The sequence below is a fragment of the Clostridium sp. K13 genome (assembly GCF_019734195.1).
In the GTDB taxonomy this organism is placed as follows: Bacteria; Bacillota; Clostridia; order Clostridiales; family Clostridiaceae; genus Clostridium.
In genome coordinates this window covers 43333-58916 of the sequence record NZ_JAASHM010000005.1, presented here as the reverse complement: position 1 = coordinate 58916, position 15584 = coordinate 43333, and the positions used below count along the sequence as shown (strand labels likewise).

13 protein-coding genes are annotated in these 15584 nt (G+C 26.5%); 2 read left to right on the top strand and 11 right to left on the bottom strand.

Annotated features, from left to right (window positions below; translation table 11 throughout):
* Nucleotides 1-3 precede the first annotated feature (3 nt).
* The 11 genes from HCG76_RS19365 to HCG76_RS04865 all read right to left on the bottom strand — a co-directional run bounded on the left by HCG76_RS19365 (nt 4) and on the right by HCG76_RS04865 (nt 13413).
* Nucleotides 4-882 (bottom strand): GGDEF domain-containing protein, encoded by an 879-nt coding sequence (locus tag HCG76_RS19365; RefSeq protein ID WP_221700381.1) that lies wholly within the window; start codon nt 880-882, stop codon nt 4-6.
* Between the two features lie 189 nt (nt 883-1071).
* Nucleotides 1072-3723, bottom strand: a complete 2652-nt coding sequence (locus tag HCG76_RS04910) for a calcium-translocating P-type ATPase, PMCA-type (protein WP_221700382.1) — start codon at nt 3721-3723, stop codon at nt 1072-1074.
* 139 nt (nt 3724-3862) lie between these two features.
* Nucleotides 3863-4492, bottom strand: coding sequence for a TerD family protein (locus HCG76_RS04905; RefSeq protein WP_221700383.1), 630 nt, complete (start codon nt 4490-4492; stop codon nt 3863-3865).
* A gap of 14 nt (nt 4493-4506) precedes the next feature.
* Nucleotides 4507-5085 (bottom strand): TerD family protein, encoded by a 579-nt coding sequence (locus HCG76_RS04900; RefSeq protein ID WP_221700384.1) that lies wholly within the window; start codon nt 5083-5085, stop codon nt 4507-4509.
* 164 nt (nt 5086-5249) lie between these two features.
* Nucleotides 5250-5876, bottom strand: coding sequence for a TerD family protein (locus HCG76_RS04895; RefSeq protein ID WP_221700385.1), 627 nt, complete (start codon nt 5874-5876; stop codon nt 5250-5252).
* A gap of 223 nt (nt 5877-6099) precedes the next feature.
* Entirely contained in the window at nt 6100-7572 is a 1473-nt protein-coding gene (locus HCG76_RS04890) for a toxic anion resistance protein (RefSeq protein WP_221700386.1), read from the bottom strand.
* Between the two features lie 37 nt (nt 7573-7609).
* Nucleotides 7610-9154: a YceG family protein gene (locus HCG76_RS04885; RefSeq protein ID WP_221700387.1), complete on the bottom strand. Its 1545-nt coding sequence runs from the start codon at nt 9152-9154 to the stop codon at nt 7610-7612.
* A gap of 87 nt (nt 9155-9241) precedes the next feature.
* Complete coding sequence (locus HCG76_RS04880; protein ID WP_221700388.1) at nt 9242-10030, bottom strand: HAD family hydrolase; 789 nt, start codon at nt 10028-10030, stop codon at nt 9242-9244.
* Nucleotides 10031-11110, bottom strand: a complete 1080-nt coding sequence (locus tag HCG76_RS04875; protein WP_221700389.1) for a cysteine protease StiP domain-containing protein — start codon at nt 11108-11110, stop codon at nt 10031-10033.
* Nucleotides 11111-11115: 5 nt separating this feature from the next.
* Nucleotides 11116-12276 (bottom strand): phosphoribosyltransferase domain-containing protein, encoded by a 1161-nt coding sequence (locus HCG76_RS04870; RefSeq protein WP_260458102.1) that lies wholly within the window; start codon nt 12274-12276, stop codon nt 11116-11118.
* 18 nt (nt 12277-12294) lie between these two features.
* On the bottom strand, nt 12295-13413 hold the full coding sequence (locus HCG76_RS04865) for an HpcH/HpaI aldolase/citrate lyase family protein (protein WP_221700390.1): 1119 nt from the start codon (nt 13411-13413) through the stop codon (nt 12295-12297).
* A gap of 208 nt (nt 13414-13621) precedes the next feature.
* Here HCG76_RS04865 and HCG76_RS04860 point away from each other — a divergent pair, with 208 nt between their 5' ends.
* The gene (locus HCG76_RS04860) at nt 13622-14485 is read left to right on the top strand and encodes a glycosyltransferase (protein WP_221700391.1); all 864 of its coding nucleotides are present in this window, start codon (nt 13622-13624) and stop codon (nt 14483-14485) included.
* A 117-nt stretch (nt 14486-14602) separates the two neighbouring features.
* Entirely contained in the window at nt 14603-15556 is a 954-nt protein-coding gene (locus HCG76_RS04855) for a PilZ domain-containing protein (RefSeq protein ID WP_221700392.1), read from the top strand.
* Nucleotides 15557-15584: the final 28 nt, after the last annotated feature.

The following is a 15584-nucleotide window of genomic DNA, read 5'->3' as shown; positions in this document are numbered from 1 at the left end:
TATTTATATACAAACAACATTTCTACCATTTATTTTTGCCTTATATAAATTTTCATCAGCTATACTTATTAATTTATTCATTGTATTAACTTTTTTACTTAAATTAGCTACTCCTATACTAATAGTTATTTTTATTTCTATATCATTATATTTAATTATCTGCCCTTCAACTATTGACTTTATTCGAGTTGATAAACTATAGGCATCTTCTTTGGAAGTATTATTAAATAATACTATAAATTCTTCTCCACCGTATCTTGCTATCCAATCACTTTTTGTTCTTATATTATTTTTAATTAATTTACTTACTTCTTTTAACACAAAATCCCCTACTAAATGTCCATATTTATCATTTATATTCTTAAAAAAATCAATATCTATCATAGCGATTGATAAGTCTAGATTATTATTAATTGCTAAGTCTATATCTATAGGTAATCTCTCATTTATATATCGTCTATTATAACATTGTGTAAGTTCATCTGTAATTATTAATCTATTCATTTTATTAAAGGTACTTTTTATTTCATCAATTTCCTTTACTTCAAGACTATCAATTATTTTACAATCTGTTACATCTCTAATTGTTTCTATAACATAACTATCTTCTTCTCGATTTAAAGGCGTAGCCATAATCATATATACTTTATTGTTAATATATTCAAATTTAATAACACTAGTATTCTCATTATATGCTCTAATAGAAATACAATTTTCACATACGGAATCTCTATTACATAACTTAAAGCACTTAATATTTTCTTCTATTACTTCCCCATTTTTTTCAATTACTATTTTCTTAATCGGATCAACTATTCTTATAATATCAAATAGTTGTTTTAGATAATTAACCTCTAAAAGTTTATTATTATTTTTGCTCACAGTGTTAATCTCCTATTTTGTAGTTGTGATTATTCTATTATATTATATAATTTTCAATAAATATTTCAAATATTTCCTTATTAACATATTTATTAATTCACCATAAAAAGCCAGTCTTTAGAACTACCCCTGTTAAGTAAACAGAGAATAACTCATTAAAACTGACTTTTTATATTAATCTATTTATTTTTATGCAGCTTCTACAACATTTTGTTTAACTGTTTCTTTATTAAAAATATTAACTATGGCTTTTCTTATCATATCTACTGGAATAATTGTAACTGCCATAAGTATTATAACCATCCAATGATTTATTGAAATTGGAGTACAACTAAACATTTCTCCACCAACTATTGTTAATACTACTTGGACTACTATAATAATTCCCATAACCTTTAAGAAGCTCATATTTTCATTTATATGTTCAAATATATTAGCATTTGTACTTCTTACATTAAATCCATTAAACACTGCACAAAGCACAAACATTGAGAAATATGCTGTCATATGCTCTTCAGTATTAGCAAACATCTCTACAAAGAATGGAGCTTTTAAGAATACAAAACTTAATATAGTTACCCAAATTCCTGCAAAAATAATTTGATTCATCATCTTACCTGAAACTATACTTTGAGTTCTTGATTTAGGTTTTTCAAGCATATATTTCTTAAGAGCAGGTTCAGAACCTAATGCTAACGCACCAAGACCATCCATAACTAAGTTAATCCAAAGTATATGAGTAATCTTAAGTGGCTCCTCAATACCAAAGAAAGGTGAAATAGCACAAACTGCAACAGCTGCAACATTTATAGTTAATTGGAACTTTATAAACTTTAATATATTATTATAAATTGTTCTACCATATAATATAGCACTTTCTATAGATTTAAAATTATCATCTAAAATTACTATTGAACCAGCTTCTTTAGCTACATCTGTACCACTACCCATAGCAAAACCAACATCTGCTCTCTTTAATGCTGGCGCATCATTAACACCATCACCAGTCATACCACATACAAGATTTAACTCCTGAGCAAGTCTTACCATTCTTGATTTATCTGTTGGTAATGCTCTAGCTATAACTCTTAAGTTTGGTATAATAGCTTTAACTTCGTCATCTGACATTTTATTTAATTCTTCTGAAGTTAATGCAACATCTGTATCTGCTCTTAATAATCCGGCCTCTTTAGCAATTGCAACTGCTGTTTCTTTTCTGTCACCAGTTATCATTACAACTTGAACTCCAGCATTTTGTACTTCTTCAATAGCTTGTTTTGCTTCAACTCTTACATCGTCACGAATTCCAACAAATCCAACAATAACTAAGTCATCTGGAAGAGTATCTTCTACTAATCCACTTTCACTATAAGCAAATGATAAAACTCTCATAGCTCTTATAGCTAATTCATCTATCTTAGAGTTAATTTTATTTTTATTTATATCAACTACATTTCCATTTTCATCTAACATTTTTGTTGCTTTAGCAAGTAATCTTTCTGGAGCACCTTTATATACTGTTTTTCCATTTAACTGACTTGCTGAATATTTATTAGCTGAATTGAAACCTTGTGATTTTTCAACAACTAAGCCTGTTAACTTTTCCATTTCTCCTTGTGTTAAGAAGTTAAGTAATGCCTTATCAGTAGCATTTCCCCCTACTATTTTACCATTTGCATCAAACATAGCTCCTGTATTTTTCCCAATACAAAGCTTCATCATTTCTTTAACTTTAGAACCCTCTTTATAAGTATCCTTTAAGTTTCCATCAAAGAACTCAACAACTTCTAATTGACCTTTAGTAATTGTTCCTGTTTTATCTGAGAATAAAATATTTAATGATCCCGCTGTTTCAATACCTATTGGTTTTCTAACAAGTACATTATTTTGTAACATCTTAGATGTGTTTCTCATAAGAACAATTGCAATCATAAGTGGTAATCCTTCTGGTACTGCCATAACTACAATAACAACTGCTAACATAATAGCTTCTAATACATCTTTAAATATTAATACTCCACCTTGTGCAAAGTACTCTGCAAATCCACCTTCGACTAGTACCTTATGTCCTAATAAAGCTAATGCAATAACAACTGAACCAATATAACCAAACATAGAAATTTGTTCTGCAAGTTTAGTAAGCTTAACTTTTAATGGACTTTCTACTTCATCATCAGCCATATCTGCAGCCATAGCACCCATCATAGTTTTCATACCAACTTTAGTTACTTCCATAACACCTTCGCCATTAAATACTACAGCACCTCTAAATAAAGAATGTGCATCTACGAATGTATCTCCAGTTATATCTGCTGTCATAGCAATTTCTTTATAAGTCTTAGAGTCTTCTACTGCAACCTTTTTACATTCTTCTGCTTCACCATTAAGAGCTGAATTATCTACTCTTAATTCTCCATTATAAAGATATCCATCAGCTGGAATTTTATCTCCACTTTGAAGAATAACCATATCTCCTACAACTAGTTCATTTACTTCAATTTCTACTACCTTACCATCCCTATGTACTTTACATACATCTTTTTTAGTAGAATTTTTTAACTTTCTATACTCATTATCACTTGCAATTTCTGTCTTGGCAGAAATTCCAGTTACTAATAATACAGATATTGCTATACCTATTAATTCCCCAAATTCAGCATATCCCATAAATGCCATAATTGCCATAATTGCTGCAATTGCAAGCAATAACTTAATCATTGGATCATCGAATGCACCTTTAAATTTGTCCCAAAAAGTTTCTGGCTCTGCTTCATGAATTATATTATCTCCATAGAGCTTTCTACTTTCTTCTATTTGCTCTTTATTAAGCCCTTTAATCATTCCATTCTCTCCTTAAATAAAATTTACATATCTTTATATAATATACTATCTTATCATTTATTTAAATATCATATTGTTAACTTTTCTTTAAAAAATATACATGCAAAAGTGAATTTATCTTTTGCATGTATCTCTTTAACTATTGATATAAAGCTAATACACCATTTAAATCAGCGATTTTACCTTCTCCAACAGCCTTAAACTGCCACTCTGCCCCATTTCTATAAAGCTCAGCAAATATTACTGATGTAGCTGTAGATCCATTTTCCTTTAAATTAAATCTACATAATTCTTTTCCATTTTGTTCTAAATCAACTAGTCTAACGTATGAATTATTTATCATTCCAAAAGTTTGTCTCTTAGCCATAGCTTCATGAATTGTAACAACAAATACTATCTTTACTATGCTTGGATCGATATTATCTAATTCGATATTTATAGTTTCATCATCACCTTCACCAGCACCAGTTCTATTATCACCACCTAATGTAATACCTCTACCTGCTTTATTATTAAAGAATATTACATTTGAAACAGTGTTAAATTTATTATTTGCATCTAATAAAAATGCTGCTATGTCTAAATCAAAATCTGAACCACTATTTGAAGTATCCCATCCTGCACCAAGCATTACCTTCTTTAATCCTGGATTTCTTTTTGTTAAATCTAATACATCATTCTTGTTTAAATTTAAAATCCCACCGGTTGGTGCATTATTATTTGTATTTCCAGCTAAATTTCCAAATCCTGAACCTAAATTAATTCCCATATCAATTTCCTCCTCTATTTATACATATCTGCTAAAGATTTAACTGTAGCATGTAATAATTCTCCTTTAGCTTTAAATTGCCAGCTTCCATTTGTTCTTTGTAATTCAGCAAATAGTAATGCTGTATTATCTCCACCATCTTCTGATAAATTATATCTACAAATCTCTTTATTACCATTATCCTCATTTACTAATCTAATGTAAGCATTTTTTACTCTAGAGAAACCTTGCTTTCTAGATACTGCATCATAAATGTTAAGAGCAAATATAACCTTATTACAATTTGATGGAAGTCTATCTAAATCAACAGATATTCTTTCATCATCTCCATCTCCAGCACCAGTTCTGTTATCTCCATGAAGATATATTCCATCTCCTTTTAAGTTTCCGAAATATATTACTCCTCTATTAACAAGTTTATCATTACTATCTAATAATAATGCAATTAAATCTAAATCATAATCTGCTCCTAAATTAAAAAAACCTTTTTTAGCAACATCCCATCCAGCTCCTAACATAACATGCTTTAATCCTGGATCTGCTTTTCTCAAATCTAAAACATCATTTTTTTGTAAATTTAAAACTCCAACCATATTTTTTCCTCCTCTAAAACTCTTATTCAAAATTCAATCTATTATAGGTACTAATAGTTTTTAGTTATTGTTGAAACTACTATTTTAGTTTCTAAAAAATATTTTTTCAAAAAGTCTGCCCAAGCAGACTTTCATCCTAAACTACTAACTATATAAGCTTCTAACTACATATACAGACCTAAAATTCCATTTAAATCAGCAATCTTTCCTTCTCCAATAGCTTTAAATTGCCAATCACCACTTGTTTTATATAATTCTGCAAAAATTACTGAAGTAACTGTTGAACCATTTTCTTTTAAATTGAATCTACATATTTCTCTTTCATTACGTTCTTCATCTAAAATTCTTACATAAGAATTTTCTACCATACCAAATGTTTGTCTTTTAGCTTGTGCTTCATGTATAGTAACAACAAAAACAATTTTTTGAACATGTGGTGATATAGCTTCTAAGTCTATTCTTATTCTTTCATCATCGCCTTCACCAGCACCTGTTCTATTATCACCCTCTAAACAAATTCCTTGGCCTTGCATATTATTAAAGAATATTACATCATCAGGTATGTTTTGAGCTTTTCCATTTGCATTTAATAAAAATGCAGCTATGTCTAAATCAAAATCTTGTCCTATGCTTGCAACATCCCATCCAGCTCCTAGTATTACTTTTTTAAGTCCTGGATTTTTCTTAGTTAAATTTAAAACATCGTTCTTTTTTAAATTTAAAGCATTTACTCCATTATTATTTGCACTTGATTGCATATTTCCTATCATTGAACCTAAATTAATTCCCATTTTACAGACCCCCTATACTTTAAGAATTATTTTTAATTACCTTACGTGATAAAGTATACCACTTAATGAAATATATTTCAACACTTTTTATAGTATGAAATAAACTTTTGTTTTTACTATTTATCTTAAGTATGTCCACATTAAAAATTTTATTCAATAAATTTACAACTTTTTTTGAAAATTTTTTATAAAGTCGACCTAAGCCGACTTTATTTATTAACTATTAACTTTGAGCTATATTTTTCTTCATGCTATGTTTAATTCTTTCAAGCTTAGCTGAATTCTCAATTCTTTCTGTTCTATTAGCTTCTTGAATTGCTTTTGTATCTTCAATACCCTTCATTATTGTTTCAAATGACTTTTCTAAAGTAGAAATAGCAACTGAACTTCCTGATGCCATTTTTGCAATTTCAACTGATTGTCTAGCGGTATTTTGAGCATTCCTCATAATAAGTTCATTAGTTTTATCATCTAATTGCTTAATTGATTTTGCTTGTATTTCTTGTCTCTTTAATATAACTGCTTGTGCTAAACATTGTTTAAATATAGGTAATGTTACTATAAATGATGAGTTAATTTTTCTCATCAAATTAAAGTTAGACATTTGAATAGTTTGAATCATTGGAGCTGCTTGAATAGCAACATTTTCAGCAATTTGAAGATCGTACACACGTTGTGATAGCATCTCTTTACTTATTTCAAGCTTTTGAGTTAACATTTGCTTTTCTTCTTGATTCATTGCATTATTCATTGATATTTGTGATATGTATGCATCTATTTCTTCTAATGCTAACTCACCGGCTACTATATACTTTTCAAGTAGTTGATAAAAATGAAGATTTGCATCATATAACTTCTTTAAATTTGCATTAGATTCTCTAATATCATTTTCGTATTTTTTTAATAACACATATACTTTCTCAACTTCATATCCCATAGTGTCGTATTTTTGAAATATTTTAGCAACACTATTTCCTACCCCTTTAACTAATTTAGAAAATATAGATTGTTTCTCTCCACTTTCAAGTTCCTTAACATCAAATTTATCCATTATTTTAGTTAAGCTTACTAGCATTTCACTAGCTTCCTCTGCCTTTACAGCTTTCATAGATTTTAATAATTCATCAGAAACCTTAGATATATTCTCACTAGCCTTTTGCCCAAACATTACTATGGAATTTGGATTTTGAATTTCAACTTCTCCAGTAAGGTCTTGAACTTCCTTCATTCCTCTTAATCTTTGCTTATACTCTGATATAGTTGACATATCAAAATCATTATTTTGCATTTGCATATTATCATTTTGATTCATCATACCTTGAAATTGCATTGATTGTTGATTTTGGTATCCCATTTGTTGATTTGGATACATTCCTTGTTGTCCTTGATACCCTATTTGCTGATTTGCTTGCATTCCTTGTTGTCCTTGATATCCCATTTGCTGATTTGGATACATTCCTTGTTGTCCTTGATATCCCATTTGCTGATTTGGATACATTCCTTGTTGTCCTTGGTATCCCATTTGCTGGTTTGGATACATTCCTTGTTGCCCTTGGTATCCCATTTGCTGATTTGTTTGCATCTCCTGCTGCCCTTCATATGCACCATAATTATTATTCATATTTTGAAAATCAACATTCTCTATATTATCTTCATTAAATGACTTTCCAAACATATTATTATCATCTTTAATCATAACTTATATTCCCCTTTATCTATATAATTAAAACCTATTATTTTCTTAGAAATCTTGAAAAAACACCTTGCTTTAAATTAATTAAATTATTATATTTTGAATCATATTTCATTACATCTAATCTAAAATCATTTAAGGCTGTTTCCTTAATAACATTATTAATATTAAATAAACCTGATGGATTAAATATAACTATATCAATTCCTATAGTATGAATATATCCTAATAGTATTTGCATAGATTCAGGCATAGTATTTTCATCTTCAAGATAAATTACTATCTTAGGTATAGCACCTGTAAAATCAAAATTATCTATTAACCTAACAATACTTTCATTTAATCCTAAAACTAATACTAATAATCTTAATATTTCTTCTTTATTAAATTTTCTACTAAACAAGTCCTTACTACTTATTGTTTCATTAAACTTATTAAGTAAAAAATTCTGAACATCCTCACTATACTTAGAAAATCTATATAAAGGCAATTTCTTAATTTCCTCTATATCAAAAGAACCATCACTTAATTGACAAAACATAAGCTGGTACATATCATCTTTAAATTGAACATCTTCAGAGAAATATATTCCATTAAAAACTAAGGTATTTTGTGATGATGTGCAATACTTAACCAATTTTTGATATTCAAACTCATCACTATATACACCATCTATTTTTTTAAAAAAGCAGGGAACTTGAACTATGTTTCCTTCAACTTTAAATCCACTTCTTAACTTACAAGGCTCATTCCAGTAAATATAAATATCTTCTAATATGGTATCTAATAACACACTTTTAGTATAACCTTTTCTAAATTGCCACGGCTTAAACATTCCTGTATTAGAAAATAGTTGTTCTTCTATATCCCTTTGAACTTGCTTAGTAATAGTTTCAAAGTTATCAATAACTTTTCCTCTGTTAGCCTTTTCCCTAAAAGATTCTATATTTAATATACCCATACTTTTTATACATTCACTTAATCCATTATCTTCAATTTCATTCCAAAGTTCTTCTTTTAATGGATTAATATAAATAACATCAAATCCCATTTTATAAAGCATAATTAAAAAATAAATTTCATGTCTTTGTATATTCCCATAGTAAATACATTTTGGATTTATATTAGCGTCATATTTTATATCTTTTGCATAAGTGTATGTCCAAACAATTAACTTTGTTATAAAATTATTTCTTACATTTTCATTAAAGAAATTTTCTTTATTGCAAGCAATAGGTATAATATATTCTAATGCACTTAAAAATTTAAAATTAATTTCTAAGTCATCAAATATTGTGATATCTTGCGAAGTGATTTTATAAACATCCATAGATGCAAGCTCATTAAAAATATACTGAATTAATTCCATTTCTCCACTTAATGGAATGCTATTATCAAATATAATACACTTATCTTGCTCTTCTATGCATTTACTTTGAATTGTCTTAATAAAGTCATCATATTTCGAACTATCTTCTACACCTATAAATCTATAAAAATATGGCTTAAACTTATTATATGTATCTTCTCTTTCATAAATAGTTCTAAACATATAACTTGTTATGTTTTTTAAATTTATAGCCATTTTTCAAATAACCTCTTACTTTCCTAGAATAAACCTTACATCTAAATTTTAACCTATTTCATACTTTACTTTCAACATCTTCCTATTTTAGATAAATTTATTCTCATATTTATACAATAAATCATTTATATAATCTAATATCTCTTCAGTTGAATTTATTTTATCTTTTCTAGTTATTATGGCTTTATCATGCTTAAAGGAACTATGTTTAGGAAGAATAGCTATCCCTCTAGTAGTAAATTCCTTATCCACCTCTGTGTCCCCAGAAGTAATTAGATTTTTTATATTAAATTTTTTAACAATATAATCAACAGCATATACCTTATTTATTTTTTTATGAATAATAAATATCTTAGCCTCTATTTTTAAAACATCAATATTCTTACTAAACTTATCCTTTATAATATAATAAAACTTATTTGCCTCTTCTGAATCTTTACACTTAACAGTAATATAGAAATTTTCAATATTTCTTACATCTATAATATTTATACTTTCCTTATAAATTTCTTTTAATTCCTCTAGATAATTAATATTTTCAATTAACTCATTATAATTACACAAATTCCTCATTTGCTTGTCCCACTCGTTATCTAGCTTTCCATCAATATAAATTTGAGCTCCATTAGTACATATAATAATCCTAGGATTATAGACCCTTATAAAATCAACTCTTAATGTTTGACTAATACTTCTCATTGTACATGGTATAAATATAAATAGTTCATTTTTTAATAATTCTTGTAGCTTATCATAAGCATAATTAGTCATGTATGTTATTTCTCTATCTCCTAATTTCTCAACACATTTATATCCTTTATGCTTAGAATGTATAATAGTTCTATCTAAATCTGTAATAAAAAATATATTCTCCATTTATTTTTCATTAATTATCGAAATACAATTATAATCACTATTCTTGTACTCAATAACCTTTACTCCCTTTTCATCTGCTAATTTAATTATATGCTCTACATTTTTATCATTCTTATTTTTTACTAATATAATTCTCGGATCTCTTCTTAATAAAACCCTAGCTGATTCACCAACGCTTAACTTAATATTATTTATATTGTTAATATCATATAATTCTCTTATACTATTAACAATATTTATTGAATATTGTTTATCTATAACTTCTAAATCTAACTCTTTACTTTTAATACTTATATTTTTAAACTCATTATATATTTTGTTTATAAAATATTGTGAATAGTCCTCATCCTCTAAATAATATAAGGTTTTTGCTCCATGAAAATCATTTTTCCCAATATACTTTTCATTGTGAACAGTTCTGCTTATTAACCCACTTACAGTTGAATTTAAACAACATGTTACTATACCAAAATCTTCTCTTGTTCCACATACTTCACATAATTTTGCTGGATCAGAAATAACAGCTAAAGAACTATCTATATTAGTTCCATTTTCACTATTAAAAATATCTATAGATTTATTTAATTCTTTAGTTATAGATCCCTTCCCTGTCCATCCATCAACAAATTGTATTTTTGCATCTTTATTCTTGTTTAAAATATATTTTAAAGCATTTATATCTAGACCTTTTCCTCTTATAATAGAAATACTGTAATGTGGTATACTAACATTATATTTTAATCTTAGATACTTACTCATTAATATTCCATAAGGAGTACCAGCTCTAGCTAAAGATACTATTACTAAATCATTTCCCTTTTCTCTATATACTATTTCTGATATTTTTGCCACATAGTATGCAATTATTTTTTTATCTCTATTTAGCATATTAAGAAACAAACTTTTTATCTCTTTACTAGGCTTATTTTCTTTTGAAATCATTTCTGAATAATTAATTCCATTTCTTATTAATGCCTCTTTCTCTTTTATTGTAATTTCCTCTATATCATTAGTTAAATCTTTAAGTAAAAATATACAATCTTCATCATAACTATGCTTGACTAAATTTATATTATCCATAACTCTTAAATCCTTACTATAATCATATTATTTGTTAATTTAACATTTAAATCATCTTCTGTTATTAAAATTACTTTATCATACCTTTCTTCTATTTCGCTTTTATTATAGAAGTAATACTTAACTCCTTTATGATAAAATACATGCTTTTCTTTTATTGGATAATCATCAATATTCTCGCAATAAATAGGACTTCTTGTAGTACTTTTAAAAAATACATCACCCTTTATGTAAGAAGCTATTCTACATGGAATATATATATTTTCACCATGGCCTAATATTAATACTTTCTCACTACTTTTAATAAAAGATTGCAACTTATTAGCAACCTCTTCACAGCTTTTTTCTAAAGCTTCTATTTCATTAAATTCTACTCCAAATCTACCTGTATTCAATAAATAACTCTCTTCTTCTTTATAACTTGTCTTTAAATTTATTCTATCTAAAACCTTATAATTTAGAATATCAGTAGTTTCTTCTATTAACTTATCTGAATTATCTATATAAGTACTATTATCATTTATTTTAATATCTCCGCATATTAACGATAAAACTTCTACATTAATATTTTCTTTTTTAATTAAATCATCATATGCTTTTCTATGCTCTTCACTTCTCCAATCTAATATACTAAGAATAATAAAATCCCTTACACTACTTACTGATTTTAATTCCTTTATTATATTTATCATAGATTTTCCTGTTGTTATTTCATCATCTACTAAAATTATTTTTTCTGCATTTACAATCTTATCTTTATCTAATGGGAAGCATTTATGTGTTGTAGCATGAGAATGTTCTTCTTCAAATTTTAAGAGTGAACTTAATTCTGTTATATCTTCTCTAGTAGTTGTAATATAATAACAATTTTTAATATATGAAGCTACAGCCATTCCTAATCCAGTTGCTGTTTCAGCAAACCCTAATACACATATTCTCTCATTACTTTTATAAGGTAATTCTTTTTGTTCCTTATCAAAAATAAGACCAGCTAATTTTGCTCCTATTTCCTTACATATATTAGGCCTAGCTTCAATATGCTTACCTAGTACCTTACTTATAAATAAAAAATTTCTCTTTTCATTATTAATCCTTTTTCCCATAACTATCAAATCATTTAAATCTAAATTATATCTATTATCTCTTATATTTATATCTATACTCATAAGCCTTCCCCTTTTTCTCTATATTTCTATAGATTTATTTCTAAAGTTATACTTATCATTTTCTTTATATAACTCTTCATTTGATACTTTTCCATTTAATACCCCAAAAATTTTCGCCCTGCTCATTATCTTTTTTGCCCAATTAAAATGTGGTTTTACCTCATTCATTTTATTTCCACCATATCCTTTAAATACTCCTCCATCATTACAAGATCCAATTATATTTTTTGCATCAATATATTCTTCATAAGTAACTGCATATAATGAATTTACATATTTAATTTGACTTGGGTGAATTATCGTTTTACCACAAAAGCCATTCTCTTTATCGACTTTAATTTCATTTATTAAACCAATAATTTCTTTAGAATTTATATCCTCTGAAAAATATTCCCAAACTGGTGCTGAAATAACATAATTTTGCCCTTCTCTTAAAAATATATTTATAATATCAATCAAACAATCAGCTACAACTCTTACATTATAAATACTTGAATTAACGCTTCTTCTTAATCCAAACTTTGAAGAAAAATCTGTTCCTCCAACTCTAATATTTAAAATAATATCGGAATATTTATCTATTACTTCTTTTAAATTTATTAATTCTTGTAGTCTTGTCTCCTTATAAATAATATCTTCACTTTCTAAAATAGGCATAGCGTATAAAACTTCATTATATCTTTCAGAAAGTTCTTTTATATATTCAAGATAAGCTATGGAGTTTTTTGTTGTAAACTTTGGAAAAATAAATCCCGCAATATAACTATAATGTTCAGGTTTTAGTTTAGAAGTAAACTTAATAAATTGGTTGTAATTTCTTACTCTAAAAAAAATAAGAGGAATATTATTTATAACCTCTATATTCTCACTATAAATTTTCAATTTATCTAACATCTTAACTACATTATCTTCTGCAGCTTTAACCTCACTATCTCTAGTTGCATCCTCAAAACAAATAGAAATTGCTCCTAATTCATCAAAGTCTCCATTAATTATTTTTTCATAAAAGTCTTTTTCTCCATTCATATATAGATTAGCACCTACTGCATATTTCAATATATCCTTATCTGAATACTTATTAAATACTACCGGTTCTTTATAAAATAAATTCTTTTTACATTCTTTTAAATATCTCACTTTATCTTCATACTCCTTTGTAATACCTATTAATTACTTTTCTGTAATAGTTAAGTATTATTTAATTATATCAAAATAAATGCTATTTTAGTTAAAATATACTCTTAATATTTTATTATATTTTTTTGACAATTTCTTCATATCCCCATATAATATTTGAGTATTATTCGCATTATATTAACAATAAAAAAAGGGGGGAAAATATATAATGTATTTAATTATTTCTATTTTTTCGTTATTAATATCATTTTTGCTTTCTGTTATTAAAACAGATTACAGAAAAATATTAATATTTGTAAATGTTCTTATATCACTTATATATATTATATGGAGATTTACTGTTATACCTATTAAACACGGACTCATAAGTTTTATATTAGGCTTATCTCTATATTCTGCAGAGGTTTTAGGACTAATATCATTTATAAACTTTCAATATTTATTTACTAAGAATTATAAATTAGAGAGTAAATCATTAAATGATTATCTTCCTAATGACATTCCTTCAGTAGATGTACTTATATGTACATATAACGAACCATTAAATCTACTAAAAAAAACTATAATGGCTAGTAAAAAATTAGATTATCCTAAAAATAAACTTAAAATTTATGTTTGTGATGATGGTAATAGAGTAGCACTAAAAAATTTATGTAAAAGCTATAATGTAAACTATATTACTAGAGATAATAATGAAGGTGCTAAAGCAGGAAATATAAATAATGCTTTAAATATAATAAATGGTGATTTATTTGCTATTCTAGATGCAGATATGATTCCTAAGAAAAACTTTCTAAGTAGAACTGTTGGATACTTTGTTAGCGAAAACACTTCTTTTGTACAAGCTCCACAAGTTTATTATAATCAAGACATGTACCAATATAATCTTAATAAAATACTTCCTAATGAACAAGACTTCTTTATGAGAGATATAGAAGAAGCTAGAGCTGCTAGAAATGCTGTTTTACACGTTGGAACAAATGCAGTTTTTAGAAAAAAATACGTTATGGATATAGGCGGATATCCTACCTGTTCAATAACTGAAGATATGGCTGTTGGCATGCTATTATAATCTAAAGGCTATGATTCAGTTTTTATAAACGAAGAATTAGTTTTAGGCTTAAGTGCTACAACTTTTACTGAACTTGTTAAGCAACGAGATAGATGGTGTAGAGGAAACCTACAAGTAATGAAACAATTTAATGTTTTATTTAATAAAGGTTTATCTTTAGGACAAAAAATTACATACCTTGATGGAGTAATATATTGGCTTTCAAGTCTCCAAAAACTTATATATATTTTGTGTCCATTAATATTTTTATTAAGCAGTAAATTAATTATAGATTCTTCAGTAAAAAACTTATTAATAGTATTTATTCCTTTTTTACTAGGACAAATATTAATATTTAATAGACTTTCACCTAGAACAAGAAGTTTAAGGTGGTCTCACTACTATGAAATAGCTATGTCTCCTCATATAAGTCTTTCTATATTGCGCGAATTATTTTGTTTAAAATTGAAGTTTAATGTTACATCTAAAGATATAACTAATGATAAAAAACAATTTCAATTTAAAATGGCTTTACCTCATATTTTAATAATACTATTAAGTATACTAGCTTGGATTTCCGGTACTGTATTCATAATAAATAATAAAATTAATTTAGGCGCCTACTTAATTAATATTATATGGAGTGTATATAACTTTTTAGGTGCAATAGTTTCTATTAAAGTTGCATATCAAAATCCATTGTATAGGAAAAGTGAAAGAATTCAGATTCATGATGCCATAAATATTTTTATTAATACAGAAAAAGGTAAATTAACTGGTTCCTTAATAGATATATCAGAAAATGGGATGGCCATAAACTTAGATAAATATTCGGATATTACATTAAATTCAAAAATAGATATACATATTGATAATAATATAATTCCTTGTAAAGTTGTTAGAAATAAAGATACTCTATTGGGATTGGCGTTTGAATCATTAAATAATACTCAATTCGATTTCATAATGAATATATACATAAATAATATGAAGCCATATTATGATACTAAAAAACTTCAAAAATACCTAGAAAAAAAATCCTCGCTAAAGGATATTTTTTCATTTAATAAATCAAAAGTTCAATCTACTTAATTAATAACTATCTCAAAATTATAAAAAT